General features: G+C 68.7%; 17 protein-coding genes and 1 pseudogene. 4 read left to right on the top strand and 14 right to left on the bottom strand.

Features of this window, described 5'->3' with window-relative positions; all coding sequences use genetic code 11:
* Nucleotides 1-410 precede the first annotated feature (410 nt).
* The 6 genes from rdgB to ABZ717_RS27215 form a co-directional block, all read right to left on the bottom strand.
* Nucleotides 411-1,016, bottom strand: a complete 606-nt coding sequence (rdgB, locus tag ABZ717_RS27240) for an RdgB/HAM1 family non-canonical purine NTP pyrophosphatase (RefSeq protein ID WP_358515675.1) — start codon at nt 1,014-1,016, stop codon at nt 411-413.
* Nucleotides 1,017-1,033: 17 nt separating this feature from the next.
* Nucleotides 1,034-1,759 (bottom strand): ribonuclease PH, encoded by a 726-nt coding sequence (rph, locus tag ABZ717_RS27235; protein WP_358515673.1) that lies wholly within the window; start codon nt 1,757-1,759, stop codon nt 1,034-1,036.
* A gap of 64 nt (nt 1,760-1,823) precedes the next feature.
* Complete coding sequence (locus ABZ717_RS27230; protein ID WP_358515670.1) at nt 1,824-2,576, bottom strand: MBL fold metallo-hydrolase; 753 nt, start codon at nt 2,574-2,576, stop codon at nt 1,824-1,826.
* 270 nt (nt 2,577-2,846) lie between these two features.
* Nucleotides 2,847-3,794: a cysteine synthase gene (locus tag ABZ717_RS27225; protein ID WP_358515667.1), complete on the bottom strand. Its 948-nt coding sequence runs from the start codon at nt 3,792-3,794 to the stop codon at nt 2,847-2,849.
* Between the two features lie 8 nt (nt 3,795-3,802).
* Nucleotides 3,803-4,081: a MoaD/ThiS family protein gene (locus ABZ717_RS27220; RefSeq protein WP_067608473.1), complete on the bottom strand. Its 279-nt coding sequence runs from the start codon at nt 4,079-4,081 to the stop codon at nt 3,803-3,805.
* Between the two features lie 94 nt (nt 4,082-4,175).
* Nucleotides 4,176-4,598: a M67 family metallopeptidase gene (locus tag ABZ717_RS27215; RefSeq protein WP_358515664.1), complete on the bottom strand. Its 423-nt coding sequence runs from the start codon at nt 4,596-4,598 to the stop codon at nt 4,176-4,178.
* Nucleotides 4,599-4,705: 107 nt separating this feature from the next.
* On the opposite strand from ABZ717_RS27215, the gene ABZ717_RS27210 reads away from it, so the two are divergent.
* A complete protein-coding gene (locus ABZ717_RS27210; protein WP_358515661.1) occupies nt 4,706-6,007 on the top strand; it encodes a nicotinate phosphoribosyltransferase in 1,302 nt (433 codons plus the stop codon).
* Between the two features lie 41 nt (nt 6,008-6,048).
* Nucleotides 6,049-6,621, top strand: coding sequence for a nicotinamidase (locus ABZ717_RS27205; protein WP_358515658.1), 573 nt, complete (start codon nt 6,049-6,051; stop codon nt 6,619-6,621).
* Nucleotides 6,622-6,696: 75 nt separating this feature from the next.
* Here the strand turns inward: ABZ717_RS27205 and ABZ717_RS27200 are convergent, their stop codons facing one another.
* Complete coding sequence (locus ABZ717_RS27200; RefSeq protein WP_358515655.1) at nt 6,697-7,704, bottom strand: tryptophan--tRNA ligase; 1,008 nt, start codon at nt 7,702-7,704, stop codon at nt 6,697-6,699.
* 80 nt (nt 7,705-7,784) lie between these two features.
* Here ABZ717_RS27200 and ABZ717_RS27195 point away from each other — a divergent pair, with 80 nt between their 5' ends.
* On the top strand, nt 7,785-8,051 hold the full coding sequence (locus ABZ717_RS27195) for a hypothetical protein (RefSeq protein WP_358515652.1): 267 nt from the start codon (nt 7,785-7,787) through the stop codon (nt 8,049-8,051).
* A complete protein-coding gene (locus tag ABZ717_RS27190; protein ID WP_358515649.1) occupies nt 8,048-8,380 on the top strand; it encodes a type II toxin-antitoxin system PemK/MazF family toxin in 333 nt (110 codons plus the stop codon). The genes ABZ717_RS27195 and ABZ717_RS27190 overlap by 4 nt, the downstream gene beginning before the upstream one ends.
* Nucleotides 8,381-8,427: 47 nt before the next feature.
* Here ABZ717_RS27190 and ABZ717_RS27185 read toward each other — a convergent pair whose 3' ends face one another.
* The 7 genes and pseudogenes from ABZ717_RS27185 to ABZ717_RS27155 form a co-directional block, all read right to left on the bottom strand.
* Nucleotides 8,428-9,453, bottom strand: a complete 1,026-nt coding sequence (locus ABZ717_RS27185) for a zinc metalloprotease (RefSeq protein ID WP_358515646.1) — start codon at nt 9,451-9,453, stop codon at nt 8,428-8,430.
* An 87-nt stretch (nt 9,454-9,540) separates the two neighbouring features.
* Complete coding sequence (locus ABZ717_RS27180; protein WP_358515643.1) at nt 9,541-11,265, bottom strand: DEAD/DEAH box helicase; 1,725 nt, start codon at nt 11,263-11,265, stop codon at nt 9,541-9,543.
* Nucleotides 11,266-11,454: 189 nt separating this feature from the next.
* Nucleotides 11,455-11,730, bottom strand: coding sequence for a hypothetical protein (locus ABZ717_RS27175; RefSeq protein ID WP_358515640.1), 276 nt, complete (start codon nt 11,728-11,730; stop codon nt 11,455-11,457).
* Nucleotides 11,731-11,743: 13 nt separating this feature from the next.
* On the bottom strand, nt 11,744-12,538 hold the full coding sequence (locus tag ABZ717_RS27170; protein WP_358515637.1) for a class E sortase: 795 nt from the start codon (nt 12,536-12,538) through the stop codon (nt 11,744-11,746).
* Nucleotides 12,539-12,544: 6 nt separating this feature from the next.
* Nucleotides 12,545-13,459 carry a heme ABC transporter ATP-binding protein gene (locus ABZ717_RS27165; RefSeq protein WP_358515634.1) on the bottom strand — a complete coding sequence of 305 codons (915 nt, stop codon included), beginning with the start codon at nt 13,457-13,459 and terminating at the stop codon, nt 12,545-12,547.
* Entirely contained in the window at nt 13,456-14,481 is a 1,026-nt protein-coding gene (locus ABZ717_RS27160) for an iron ABC transporter permease (protein ID WP_358515678.1), read from the bottom strand. Before ABZ717_RS27160 ends, ABZ717_RS27165 begins: the two co-directional genes overlap by 4 nt.
* 86 nt (nt 14,482-14,567) lie before the next feature.
* Nucleotides 14,568-14,909, bottom strand: a pseudogene (locus ABZ717_RS27155) (hemin ABC transporter substrate-binding protein); the annotation flags it as partial.

Raw genomic sequence — 14,909 nt, 5'->3', positions numbered from 1 at the left:
TCGAGTTTACATGCTCCGAGCACCGCTCGAACCAGGCTGCTTTGAAGAGGATGTCTGTGATCGCGGTCCGGTGCCGAGCGCGAACCAGAAGGTTCTGCGCTCTCCGTCCCGCAGCGACTCGCTGAGTCTAGGTAACTGTCTCGGTGACGTCAAATCGGCCCGGTCCGGTGGGGAGATCCCCGATGTGTCCGGGCCTTCCGACCTTGATGACGCTGTCGGCCCTGATGACGCCGTCGATCCTGGTGACACCGTACGTCGACGTCGGGTCCGGGGTCTTGGATCGGCTTGCTTGTCAGGCATGAACCATCCTGCCCCTGGTCCCGGACCGGCAAACCCCGGTGTCAAGATTTTTCCGTGCCCTGGGTTTGATCCGGGGTGGGACGGACCGAAACCGACCCGTCCCACCCCGGTCACACCAGTGCGGCCAGTTCTTCGGCCAAGGCGCGGAAGGCGATGCCCCGGTGGCTGATCGCGTTCTTCTCCTCGGCGGTCAGCTCCGCCGTGGTCCGATCGTGGCCCTCGGGGACGAAGACCGGGTCATAGCCGAACCCGTTCTCTCCTCGGGGTTCCCCGACCAGGTGTCCACTCAGAACACCTTCGGCCGACCGCTCGGTCCCGTCGGGCATCACCAGCACGGCCGCGCACACGAACCGGGCGCCTCGGCGCTCCCGCGGGGTATCGGCGAGCTGGTCCAGGACCAGTTCCAGGTTGGCCCGGTCCTGGTTCCGCGCACCGAAACGGCCGGACCATCGGGCGGAGAGGACACCCGGCATCCCCCGCAGTTCGTCCACGCTCAACCCGGAGTCGTCGGCCACCGCGGGCAGACCGGTGTGCGCCGCGATCGCCCTCGCCTTCAGTCGGGCGTTTCCGACGAAGGTCGCCTCGGTCTCGGGTACCTCGGGTGCGTCGGGGAACGCGTCCAGGGCGAGGACCTCGGCCTTCACGCCCGCCTCGGCGAGGATGGCGCGCATCTCCGGCACCTTCTTCGCGTTGCGCGTGGCCAACACGATCTTCACGGTCAACTCCTCCGGACCTACTCGGACAGGCTCTTCTTCTGGATCGCGGACAGCTCCCCGCAACCGTTGGTGGCGAGGTCGAGCAGCTTGTCGAGGAGTTCGCGGTCGAACGCCGCACCCTGTCCCTCCGCGGTGCCCTGCACCTCGATGAACTTGCCGTCACCGGTGATCACGACGTTCATGTCGGTGTCGGCGACGGAGTCCTCCAGGTAGTTCAGGTCCAGCCTGGGCTGCCCCTGCACCACGCCGACGCTCACCGCTGAGAGCGAGCCGATGAGCGGGTTGGTCTTGAGCTTGCGCTTCTTGCGCAGGTACTTCATCGCGTCGGCGAGGGCCACGTAGGCACCGGTGATCGCCGCGGTGCGGGTTCCACCGTCGGCTTGGAGCACGTCGCAGTCCAGGGTGATGGTGTGTTCGCCCATCGCCTTGAAGTCGACGACGGCGCGCAGGGAGCGGCCGATCAATCGCGAGATCTCGTGGGTACGTCCGCCGATCTTGCCGCGCACGGACTCCCGGGCACCACGGGTGTCGGTGGCGCGCGGAAGCATGGCGTACTCGGCGGTGACCCACCCCTCGCCGGTCCCCCTCCGCCAGCGGGGCACACCGTCCTCGACGGTGGCCGCGCAGAGCACACGGGTGTCTCCGAACTCGATGAGCGCGGAACCTTCCGCTTGGCGGAGCCAGTTGCGGGTGATGGTCACAGGGCGAAGTTGGGTCGGAACGCGTCCGTCAGGTCGAGCCATGGTCATGAGCGTATCTCCGGTCGGACCACCTCGTGGCTCGGCCGCCGCTCAGTCGCTCAGCCGCTCAGTCGCCGATCCGGTGGACCTGTCCGCCTCGGGCGAGTTCGATGTCGCCGGCGAAGGTGGAACGGGCCTCGGACATGGTGACGTCGTCGTCGTTCCAGGGCACCAGGTGGGTGAGCAGGAGTTTGCGGACCCCGGCCCGGTCGGCGTGGTCGCCGGCCTCGCTACCGGTCAAGTGCATGTCCTTGGGGTGTTCGAGGTGGTCGTGGAAGGCGGCCTCACAGAGGAAGAGGTCGACTCCGCGGGCCAGGTCGATCAGGGAATCGCACGAGCCGGTGTCCCCGGAGTAGGCGAGGGAGGCGCCCTCGTGTTCGAGCCGGATGCCGAAGGCGTCGACGGGGTGGTTGACCCTGTCCACGCGGGCGGTCATCGGGCCGATGCGGAACTCGCCGGGGGTCAGTTCGTGGAAGTCGAAGACCTCGGTCATGCCGGGGTCGGGGTCCAGCCCGTAGATCTGGGCGAGGCGGTCGGAGACCCCGACGGGTCCGTAGACGGGGATGCGCGGCTTGGCTCCGTCGGGCGAGTACATGCGGGCGACCCAGTAGGCGCACATGTCGGCGCAGTGGTCGGTGTGCAGGTGACTGAGGTACACGGCGTCGATGGAGTAGAGGTCCGTGTAGCGCTGGAGGGCGCCCAGGGCGCCGTTGCCAAGGTCCAGAAGCAGGCGGTATCCACCGGCCTCGACCAGGTAACAGGAGGCCGGGCTGTCCGGCCCGGGGAAACTCCCGGAGGACCCGATAATCGTGAGTCGCACGTCGTCGTCGCCTTCTCGGTCGGCCGCTCTGTCTCCGTGGCCCCTGAGTGGCTGTGCGCGGGGAGTGCGGGTGGCGGCTGGTTCTGCGGATGTGCCCTTGTTACGGGTGTACCCCAATGACCGCCCTGGTGGTACAAAATGTGTCCCGCATCTCAGGCGACCTCGGTCACGTGTGAATTTTTCACACCAATTGATCAGAGATGACCGTTTTGCCCGAATAAGACAGGAGACCGGCCGCAGCAGCGACCGGTCTCCGTCACGAAGCTCGGATCAGGCCCAGAGCTGGCCGTCCAGGCGCTCCTCCGCCTCTTCGAGGGTCCCCTCGTAGGCGCCGGTGGACAGATACTTCCATCCGGCGTCGGCGATGACGAACGCGATGTCGGCGGACCGCCCCTCCCTTTCGGCCTTGCGGGCCATCCCCAGGGCGGCGTGCAGGGCGCCGCCCGTGGAGACCCCCGCGAAGATGCCCTCCTTGGCCAGGAGTTCCCTGGTCCGCTTGAGCGCGGCATCGGAGGGGACGGAGAAACGGGTGGTGAGCACCGACTCGTCATAGAGCTCGGGGACGAACCCCTCGTCGATGTTGCGCAGCCCGTAGACGAGTTCGCCGTACCGGGGTTCGGCGGCGACGATCTGAATGTCGGGCTTGTGCTCGCGCAGGTAGCGCCCCACCCCCATGAGGGTTCCGGTCGTACCGAGCCCCGCCACGAAGTGGGTGATCTCCGGCAGGTCGGCCAGCAGTTCGGGCCCGGTCGTCTCGTAGTGGGCGCGAGCGTTGGCCGGGTTGCCGTACTGGTACAGCATCACCCAGTCGGGGTTGGCCGCGGCCATCTCCTTGGCGACGCGGACGGCCTCATTGGACCCGCCCGCGGCCTCGGAGAAGTGGACCTCGGCGCCCCACATGGCGAGCAACTGCTTGCGCTCGGCGGAGGTGTTCTCCGGCATGACGCAGACCATGCGGTAGCCGCGCAGTTTGGCGACCATGGCCAGCGAGATGCCGGTGTTCCCCGACGTCGGCTCCAGGATCGTGCACCCCGGGGAGAGCAACCCGTCCTTCTCGGCCTGCTCGATCATGAAGAACGCCGCGCGATCCTTGATCGAACCGGTGGGGTTGCGGTCCTCCAGCTTCGCCCACAGCCGCACCCTCGGCGAGGGCGAGAGTCGGGGCAGGCCGACGAGCGGCGTGCCGCCGAGGGAGTCGAGTAGGGAGTCGTAGCGCATGGCCGTCCTTAGCGGCTTCCGCCGGCGACGGCGGGCAGGACGGTCACGTTGTCGCCGTCGGAGAGCTTCGCTTCGAGCCCACCGACGAATCGGACGTCCTCGTCGTTGAGGTAGACGTTGATGAAGCGGCGCAGCTTGCCGTTCTCCACCAGACGCTCGGCGATGCCGGGGTGACGGCTGTCCAGGTCGGTGAACAGCTCGCCGAGGGTGGCGCCGGACCCCTCGACGACCTTGGCGTCGTCGGTCAGGTTGCGCAGGATGGTGGGGATGCGGACCTCGATGGCCATGAAGGTGACTCCGTTAGCGGTCGTAGTTGTGCGTTCATGTCCAACAGGAGACACTCCGCCCTCATTCCGGACGGAGCCCTGCCGGTGGCGGAGCCTACTGGCGGCCGTCGCCCTCGGTGATCTCCACCGGTTCCTCGGTGACCTCGCCGTCGACGATCCGGTAGGAGCGGAACTCGACGGTGTCGGGCTCACGGGTGGAGACGAGGACGTAGTGGGCCCCCGGCTCGGAGGCGTAGGCGATGTCGGTGCGCGAGGGGTAGGCCTCGGTCGCGGTGTGGGAGTGGTAGATCACGACGGGTTCCTCGTCGCGGTCGTCCATCCCACGCCAGACCTTGAGCTGCTCGATCGAGTCGAAACGGTAGAAGGTCGGTGACCGTTCGGCGTTGAGCATCTCGATGAACCGCTCCGGGCGGTCGGAGCCCTCGGGGCCGGCGACGACACCACACGCCTCGTCGGGGTGGTCGCGGCGGGCGTGTGCGACGATCTGGTCGTAGATCGAGCGGTCAATCCTCAGCATGGCTCCAGGGTACCCACCCATTCTTCTCTACCAACCGAGTGGGTATTGTTGCCCCGGCTGGTGGGGCGGCTGCGAAGCTCCAACCCTCAACGAATAGGCTCGCTCCTATGAGAGAGGACGGCAGCAGTGCGCTGCTCACCGACCACTATGAACTGACGATGCTCCAGGGCGCCCTGCACAGCGGCGCCGCCGCACGCAGGTCGGTGTTCGAGATGTTCGCCAGGCGCCTACCCGAAGGCCGTCGTTACGGCGTCGTGGCGGGCACCGGGCGCTTCCTGGACCTACTGGAACGCTTCCGCTTCGGCCGTGCGGAACTGGACTTCCTGTCCGACCACGGTGTCGTGGACGAGCCCACCCTGGAGTGGCTCGCCGACTACCGCTTCTCGGGCAACGTCTGGGGCTACGGCGAGGGAGAGGCCTACTTCCCCGGCTCCCCCATTCTCGTGGTGGAGTCCACGTTCGCCGAGGCCGTGATCCTGGAGACCCTCGCCCTGTCGGTCTACAACCACGACAGCGCGATCGCCTCGGCGGCCAGCCGCATGTCGGTCGCGGCCGGCGACCGCCCGCTCATCGAGATGGGGTCCCGCCGCACCCACGAACGCTCCGCCGTGGCCGCGGCCCGCGCCGCCTACGTGGCCGGGTTCGCGACCTCTTCCAACCTGGAGGCGGGACGCTCGTTCGGGGTACCGACCGGCGGCACCGCGGCGCACGCCTTCACCCTGCTGCACGACAGCGAACAGCACGCGTTCAAGGCCCAGCTGGAATCCATGGGCATGGGCACCACCCTGTTGGTGGACACCTATGACGTCGAACGCGCGGTGCGTCACGCCGTGGAGTTGGCCGGCAAGGAGCTCGGAGCCGTCCGGATCGACTCCGGTGACCTGGGCGCGACCGCGTCCCGGGTGCGCGCCCAACTCGACGGGCTCGGCGCCACCGACACCGAGATCGTGGTCACCGGCGACCTCGACGAGCACTCCATCCAGGCTCTGGCCGTGGCCCCGGTGGACGGCTATGGCGTGGGAACGTCCCTGGTCACGGGTTCCGGCGCCCCGACCGTCTCGCTGGTGTACAAACTGGTGGCACGGGCGCGCGGCCTGGCGGACGACGCCCCGCTGGAACCGGTCGCCAAGCGTTCGGTGGGCAAACCGAGCCGGGGCGGCCGCAAGTGGTCGGTGCGCCGATTGGACGACAAGGGCGTCGCGGTGTCCGAGGAGGTGTACCCGCACGACCCGGGCGAGGTCGTCGGTACCCGTCCGTTGTTGCGGCCGCTGGTCGTCGACGGGGAGATCGTGGGCCGGGAGACGGTCCACCAGGCCCGTGAACGCCACCGGGCGACCGTGGCGGAACTGCCGGAGCAGGCGCTGCGGATGTCCCGCGGCGACGCCTCGCTGCCGACGATCTTCCACTGAAGTCCCAGACCCGACCCGATCCTGGAAGAGAGGTGCCGGACATGACGAGGGCACTCATCGTGGTGGACGTACAGAACGACTTCTGTGAGGGCGGCAGCCTCGGTGTGAAGGGCGGAGCGCGTACCGCGGCCGCCGTCACCGAGCACTCCCGCGCCGGTGGCTACGACCACGTGGTGGCCACCCGTGACCACCACATCGACCCGGGGGCGCACTTCTCCGACACCCCCGACTTCGTGGACACCTGGCCGCCGCACTGCGTGGTCGGTACCCCCGGCGCGGAGTTCCACGCCGACTTCGACGCCTCGGTGGCGGAGGAGATCTTCGGCAAGGGCCAGTACACGGCGGCCTACAGCGGTTTCGAGGGGACCGCGCGAGATGGTGAGACGACCCTGGTCGCGTGGTTGCGCGAACGGAACGTGGACGAGGTGGACGTGGTGGGCATCGCCACCGACCACTGTGTGCGGGCCACCGCGCTGGACGCCCGGGAAGAGGGGTTCCGGACGCGGGTGCTGCTCGGTCTGACCGCGGGCGTGGCCGCGCCCACGGTCGAGTCGGCGCTGGAGCGGTTGCGCGCCGCCGGCGTGGAGCTGGAGGGCGAGCCGCTGGTCGGTTGAGCCCCTGCCCTGACGACGAAGCGGCCGTGACCGGAGAGGTCACGGCCGCTTCTTGACTCCGGCGCGGCGCTCGACCTAGGCGATGCCGATGGCGGAGCGGACGTCCTTCAGGACCCGGCGGGCGCGCTCACGGGCGCGGTCCAGGCCGGAGGCGAGGATGTCGTCGAGCTCGGTCTCGGAGGCCATGAGCTCCTCGTAGCGGTCGCGCTTGGGGCCGAGTTCGGTGTCGACCGCCTCGAACAGTTCCTTCTTGAGGTCGCCCCAGCCCATGCCGCCCGCTTCCAGACGCTTGCGCACGTCGGCGACCTTGTCGGCGTCGGCGAAGTGTGTGAGCAGCTGGAACGGGATCGAGGAATCCGGGTCCTTGGGGTCCTCCACCGGGGTGGAGTCGGTGGGGATCCGGTTGATGGCCTTGCGGAGCTTCTTCTGCGACAGGAACAGCGGGATGTGGTTGTCGTAGGACTTGCTCATCTTGCGGCCGTCTGTGCCGGGCAGGATGCTCGCTTCGCTGTCGTCGATGACGCCCTTGGGGATCGGGAAGCTGTAGGAGTCCCCGAAGCGGTGGTTGAAGTACCCGGCGATGTCGGCGGTGTACTCGATGTGCTGCGACTGGTCGCGGCCGACGGGGACCTGGGTGCCCTCCATGACGAGGATGTCCGCGGCCATGAGGATGGGGTAGTTGTACAGCCCCATGTTGACGCCCGAGTCGAGGTCGGTGACGCCGGCCTCGGTGTTGCGGTCCCGAACGGCCTTGTAGGCGTGCGCGCGGTTCATGAGCCCCTTGGGGGTGAGGGTGCTCAGGATGGTGGTGAGCTCGAAGGTCTCGGGGATGGAGGACTGGCGGTAGAAGACCGTGCGCTCGGGCTCGAGCCCACAGGCCAGCCAGGTGGCAGCGCCCGACCGGATGCTGTGACGAAGCTCGTCCGCGTCCTTGATGATGTTGAGCGCGTGATAGTCGGCGATGAAGTAGAAGGTGTCGTAGCGCTCGGCGGCCGCGAGGGCGGGCTTGATCGCGCCGATGTAGTTGCCCAGGTGGAAGTCGCCGGTGGGCTTGATCCCGGTCAGGTACGTGTTGGCTGCCATGTCTCAAGCCTAGCGGCGCGCACCACCCGCTCCCCGCCCGACTTATGGCCAAGCCCCCATCCCTGAGGCATACTTTCAGTATGACTTCCATGGATACCACGATCAAGGTCCCACGATCCCTGAGAGAGCGCATCAGCAAGAGGGCGAGACACCGCCGGGTCACCATGGCTCGCGCGATCGAAGAGGCACTGGACGAGGCCGAGGAGTTGGAGTTCTGGTCCGACGTGCGCATGTACAACGAGAGCCTCACCAAGGAGGACCGGCGTGCCCGCCTCGATGACCGGACACTCCAGGACGACCTCTCAGACCCGGGGGACGACGAACTGACCGCAGAGGAAGCCTGGTGAAGCGAGGCGAGATCCACATGGCCGACCTGGGAGACCCGGTCGGCCACGAACAAGGGATGCGCCGTCCGGTTCTCCTGGTCAACGCTCAACTCTGGTTGGAGTCCCACCCACCCGTGGTCATGGCGGTCCCGTTGACCCGAACCCACCGGGGAAGTCGGACCCATGTGGAGATCGAGCCGGGTTCCTCGGGACTGAAAGCGTTCAGCTACGCCAAGTGCGAGGACCTGCGCTCGATCTCTCCCGAACGGCTCGGACGACGGTTCGGTCGTGTCGACGATCTCGTCCTGTTCGAGGTGGAAACGGTCCTGCGCAGACTACTCGCCCTTTGAGGTGGCGATTCGTGGCGCCACGGGTGGTGTGACGCCACGAACCCGGGTCAGGCCTGTGGCGCGCCCTCGCGGAAGGCGGCCCAGTGCTCGGCCATGCGATCCGCCTGCCCCTTGGTGAAGTGGGTCATGCAGGCGTCGTCGCTGTAGTTCATGAAGTTGGTGACCGGGTCCTCGCCCTCGCGTTCGGGGCAGGTGTCCCGGCCCTCGGGGCAACCGGAGGCGGCCTCGCGTTCGTAGGGGGTGTCGTCGACGTAGTCGCCCGGGCTCTCGCAACCGTTCTGGAAGGTGTGGAACAACCCCAGCCAGTGACCGACCTCGTGGGTTCCGGTGTGCCCCTCGTTGAACTTCTCGCGGCCACCGCCGGGCAGGGTGTCGTGCGCGATCGCGACCCCGTCCTGGTCGGGGTTGTCGGCGTAGTCCTGCGGGAACGTGGAGAAGCCCAGCAGTCCGCTGCCCAGGTCCGCGGTGTAGATGTTCAGGGTCTCGGGGCCGCCCTGGCGCAGTTCGGCGCGGATCTCGTCGCGCTGCTCTCCGAAGTCGCGGAACCAGGTGTCGTTCTCGGTCCGCGTGACGTCGGCGAGCTCGAAGCGGAATCCGGTGTCGGTGCCCTCCGAGCCCTTCGCGTACTCGCCCTGGTACGCCCGGTTGAGCACGTCCACCTGGTCGTCGACGCGTTCGTCGGAGATCTCGCCGCTGCCGTCGCTCGCGGAGATCACGTGCATGACCACGGGCACGGTGTAGGGCGCGGCGGCCTCATGGTCGCGGATCCGTTCCATCGCCCGGCGGAGGCCTTCCTCGTACTCGGCGGCCTGTTCCGGGGTGACCTCCACACCGTCGGAGGGTCCGGCGTGCGGGTCGGCGACCCTGCGTTCGGCCTCCGCGACCGGTTCCGTGCCGGGTGGGCAATACGGTTCGTTCGCCACCGTGGCCGCCGAGACGTTCTCCGGAGCCGCCACCCCCTGGGTGGTCGGCTCCGGAGAAGTACTCGCCACCAGGCCGGTCAACGTGACCGCGCAAAGGGACAGTCCGGACCAGAGCGCGGCTGTGCCACCGCGAGAGCTTCGTCGAATCATCTCACGCACAGTAGCGACACAATCGCCCACAGTTTGCCTGCCTTGCGCGGCGTTGCGAAGTATTTGCCCGATTCGACTGGTCAGTGACTATTTCTGCCCGACGGCCCAGGCGCGCAGCTTGGCGATGCGTTCCTGGATCTGATCCGGGGTGGCCTGCGCGACGGGCGGCCCACCACAGGCGCGCCGCAGCTCGTTGTGGATGGCACCGTGCGGTTTTCCGGTCCGATGGTGCCAGGCCCCCACCAACCCACTGAGTTCGCGACGCAGGTCGGCCAGGATCTGGTGGGTGGGCCCCTTGGGCTCCTCCGGTTCCTGCCTGCCCTTGGCCTTGAGCTCACTCGCCTTCAGGTCCGCCTTGCGCTTGCGCAACAACTGGGAGACCTGGTCGGGGTCGAGCAGCCCGGGCAGCCCGAGGAAGTCCTCCTCCTCACTGGACCCCGCGGCGCCGCCCCCGTACTCCAGGCCGTCGTACAGCGCCCGGTCGAACTCGGCGGCGGACTCCATCGTCTCGAACGGGAGCTCCTCCCCCGCGTCCGGCGAGTCCTTCTTCTTGTTCGCCTCCCGGAGCAGGTCCTCCTCCGGGTACTCGTCGTCACCTGGTGTCTTGTCCAGGACGTGGTCGCGCTCGCGCTCCATCTCGCCCGCGTACTCCAACAGCGTGGGCACCGACGGCAGGAACACCGACGCCACCTCGCCACGCTTGCGGACCCGCACGAAACGCCCGATGGCCTGCGCGAAGAACAGCGGGGTGCTGGTGGAGGTGGCGTACACGCCCACCATCAGACGGGGCACGTCCACACCTTCGGAGACCATGCGCACCGCGACCATCCAACGATCGTCGCCGGCGGCGAACCGGGAGATCTTCTTGGAGGCCGTGGGGTCGTCGGAGAGCACCACGGTGGCGCCCTTGCCGGTGATCTGCCGCAGGATCCGTGAATAGGCGCGGGCGTTCTCGTGGTCGCTGGCGATGACCAGCGCGCCGGCGTCCGGGTGTGTCTTGCGCACCTCTGTCAGGCGCCGGTCGGCGGCCTGCAGGACCTTCTTGATCCAGTCGCCCTTGGGGTCGAGCGCGGCCCGCCAGGCCTGGGAGAGCGCGTCCTGGGTGAGCGGTTCGCCCAGGCGTGCGGCGAGTTCGTCACCGGCCTTGGTCCGCCAGCGCATCTCACCGGAGTAGGCCATGAAGATGACCGGGCGCACCACGCCGTCCTCCAGCGCGGGCGCGTACCCGTAGCTGTAGTCCCACGAGCAACGTCTGACCCCGGCACCGTCCTGGACGTAGTCCACGAACGGGATGGGGTTGATGTCGGAGCGGAACGGGGTGCCGGTCAGTGAGAGCCTTCGGGTGGCCGGGTCGAAGGCCTCCCGTGCCGCCTCGCCCCAGGACAGGGCGTCGCCGGCGTGGTGGACCTCGTCGAAGATCACCAGGGTCTTGCGCGCCTCGGTGCGGTTGCGGTGCAACATCGGGTGCGCGGCCACCTGCGCGTAGGTGACGGCCGCACCGAGGTACTGACGCCCCAGTGCGCCCTGCCCGTTCTTGAACTCGGGGTCGATGGGGATCCCGAACCGCGCCGCGGCCTCCGCCCACTGCTTCTTGAGGTGCTCGGTGGGGCAGACGATGGTGATCGAACGCACTGCGTGCCGTTGGAGGAGCTCACTGGCCAGGGTGAGGGCGAAGGTGGTCTTGCCCGCGCCGGGGGTGGCCACCGCGAGGAAGTCGCGCGGCTGCCTGCGGAAGTACTCCTCGAAGGCCTCCCTCTGCCAGGCCCGAAGGCCGCTCAGGCGATCCTCTTGCGAGGTCTGCGTCACCGTCATTCGTCTCGTCCCCCGTTGCTCACCTGCTAGAGGTTAGTGGTTGCCCGGTCCGGAAGATGGAGCCCCGGCAGTGGTGCCGCGCACAGCGGCCCACCATTCCACCACCTCACGACGGGCGGCACGGTGCCCGTGCACCGCGCCGCCCTGTTGTTCCTCTTCAGCGTCGAAACCGCTGTCTTTCCTCGTGTCCTAAACGCCGCCCTCTTCGGCTTCCGGGTCGGCCCCGGGATCGCCTCCCAGCTCATCACCGGTGGATTCGGCGTCCTCACCGGGCACGCCGGCGGGGGCCTCCTCACCTCCGATGTTCGACGTGTCCACCGCACCGTCGTTGAACGGCATGTGGGGGGAGATCGCCGGGAAGGCGAAGAACCACAGCAGCGCGGCGGCACCCGCGAGCAGGCCGACCATCATGATGAACTTCGACGCCCATGGTCCCGGCAGGACGCGCCAGATCAGGCCGTACATTCGTGAACCCTCCCTAGGCTTCCGGCGCCATGTGCGCGATGGACTCCGGCATGCCCTCGGACTTGGGCGTGGTCTCGGCCAGTTCCGCCCAGACGATGAGCCGGTGCGTGTTGTTGAGCTTGGGCGCGCAGGTGGTGAGGGTGAGCAGCGCACGTCCGGGTTCCTCTTCCGAGGCGTCCTCGAAGGGGTCGGGGGTGACCACCCAGAAGTCCTCGGGCAACACGGTCTCCTCTCGGAAGACCTCGTAGGTATAGAAGTTCTCGCCGTCCTCCAGGACCATGACGTCGCCCTCGTCGAGCAGGTCGAGGTCCCAGAACAGGCCGGGGGTGCGGTGGGCGGCCACGCCGTAGTTGCCCATCTCACCGGGTGCGCTGTCGAACTGGGTGTAGCGACCGGGACTGTAGCGGATGTCGTCGGGCTCGGTGCCGTTGACGACGACCCAGTCCAGGTCCAGGCTCGGAACGTACAGGCGGCTGTCGGCGCTGCCGGGCAGCGGCTCCGAGTCGGGCCCCTGCACGGTCTCCTCCGTGGCGGCCCAGGCCTCGTCGAGCCCGTCCGCCAGCCCCTGCTGTTCGCGGTCGGTCTCCCACTGGGAGCCGTACACCTCGTAACCGGCGTAGAACAGCATCAGCAGACCCGCGGTCAGCAGGATCTCGCCGAAGAACCGTACGAAACCGCGGACGACGTCACCGGGGGTGGTCTTCGGTTTGCGGGCGCGCCGCCTCCCGCCCCTGGAGGAGCGGGGGCGGTGCTCCTCGTTCTCGGGGTGGGGCTCATCGCGCGACTGCCGTTCAGTTGTGGACACCAATACGACCTACTCCTGTGGACGCTTTCGTGTGCACCCGGGTGACCGGAGTGGGACGACGAGCGGGACCCCCGTACGCGGATGCGGCAGTACTTCGACCTCGTGTCGGTACACGGCGCTGAGCAACGACGCGGTGAAGACGTCGGCGGGGGTGCCCTGCGCTGCGACCCGTCCTCCGGAGAGTACCGCCACACGATGGGCGTACGCGGCCGCAAGCCCCAAATCGTGCAGGACCACGATAACCGCCCCACCGTGGGACGCCAGTGTACGCGCGATCCCCAGAACGAGTTCCTGGTGGCGGATGTCGAGCGCCGCGGTGGGTTCGTCCAGCAGGAGCAGGGAGGTGTCCTGGGCCAATACGCGGGCGAGCATCACCCGGGCTCGTTCGCCGCCGGAGAGCGTGGGGAAACGTCGGTCGGCGAGCTGTTCGACACCGACCCGCGCCATGGCCTCGCGCACGAGTGCGGCGTCCTGATCGGGGGTGCTCAGCCCGGCCCAGGGCGCCCGCCCCATGGTGACGAGCTCGTGCACGGAGAACGGGAAGCCGACCGTGGCCTCCTGGGGCAGGACGGCGCGGCGCAGCGCGAGTTCGGGCGGGGTCCACTCCTCCAGCGGGCGGTCGAACAGGCGCACCGTGCCCGAGTCCCGCTCCCCCTTACCGGGTGCTCCGGTGACGTCCCCGGAAACGGCGCGCAACAGCGTGGACTTGCCGGCGCCGTTGGGGCCGACCAGCGCCAGCAGCTCCCCGGAACGGACGGTGACATCGACCCCGTCGAGCAGGGCCCGCCCACCCCTGCGGACGGTGACGTCCCGCGCTCGGACCACGGGGGCGCCGGGTTCGAGGGGTTCGGGCCGATCGGGTGCCCGGGTGAGTGGGGCGACGGCTGACGCGAACCGGCGGCGCAGCGGGGACCCCGTGGTCATGACCAGCCTCCTTGCTTGGCGCGGGTGCGGTGCAGCAGGTAGAAGAAGAACGGTCCGCCCAGGGCCGCGGTGACCACGCCGAGTGGGATCTCGGCGGGGGCGGCCGCGGTTCGGGCGAGCAGGTCGGCGGCGAGCAGGAGCAGCCCGCCGCCCAGCGCCGAGGCGGGCAGCAGCACCCGGTGTCCGGGACCGGTGACCATCCGGATGATGTGGGGTACGACCAGTCCGACGAACGCGACGATCCCCGCGAAGGCGACCGCGGCGGAGGTCAGCAACGCCATCGCGGTGATGATCACCAAACGCATGCGTTCGACGTCCACGCCCAGATGACGGGCGGGCCCCTCGCCGAGGGACAACAGGTCGAGCTTGCGCGCGTAGAACGGGATGACGGACAGGCCCAGCAACAGGCACGGCGCGATCGCGGCGACCTTGGACCAGGTGGCGGTGGAGACGCTGCCCAGCTGCCAGAAGGTGATGGTCTGGATCTCGGCGTCCTGGGAGAAGTTGGTCATCAGCCCGATGGCCGCGCCGGCGATGGCGTTGACCGCGATACCGGTGAGCAGCAGGGTGACGACCTCGGTACGGCCGCCGGAGCGCGCGAACACGTACACGAACAACGTGGTGAGCAGGCCGAAGACGAACGCCGACGCGATGATCGTCCAGTGACCGAGCACGGTCAGCCCGGTGAAGATGACCACGATCGCGCCGACGGCCGCGCCGGAGGAGACGCCGATGACGCCGGGTTCGGCGAGGGGGTTGCCGAAGATGCCCTGCATCATGGCGCCGGCGCTGCCCAGGGCCGCACCGACCATGACGGCCAGGACCACACGGGGCAGGCGCACGTCCCACAGGACGGTCTCGGCGATCTGGTCGGGCAGGCCGCCGACCCGCAGGCCCACCGCGTCCAGGAGGGAGGCCGCGACCTGGCCGGCGGGGATCGGGTAGGCGCCCACACCGGCGGCGATCACGGAGACGACGACGAGTCCGACGGACAGGCCCGTGATCAGCAGGGTGGCGCGCAGGCGTCGGCAGAGGGTCCCGGGGGTGGCCCCGCCGTCGTCCGCGGGGGCGTCGTCGGATCCGGTGGTGGGGCGTGGGGACAGGGCGGTCACTCGTCGCCCTCCGCACCCGAGGCGTCGCCGGTCTCGCCGGTGACCGCGGCGAGTTCCTCGGCCATGGTGGTGATGACCTGCGGGGTGCGGGGACCGAAGTTGAGCAGGACGCCGTCCTCGAAGTCGATGACGGCCTGGTTCCGTCCGGCCGGGGTCTGCGCGACGCCGGGAATCTCGGAAAGTCCGGCGACGCCGCCGACCGATTCCAGTCCCTTGGTCATGACCAGCAGGACGTCGGGGCGTGCCTCGATGAGCGCTTCGGTGGTGATGGGGGTGAAGGCCGTGGTCAGGCCCATCTCGACACCGGCGTCGCGGGCTCCGATCTCTTCGAGCAGGGC

It is taken from the genome of Nocardiopsis sp. NPDC006832 (assembly GCF_040635885.1).
Classification (GTDB): Bacteria; Actinomycetota; Actinomycetes; order Streptosporangiales; family Streptosporangiaceae; genus Nocardiopsis.
Note: the sequence above shows the minus strand (reverse complement) of the source record. Positions and strands in the feature narration are given on the sequence as shown.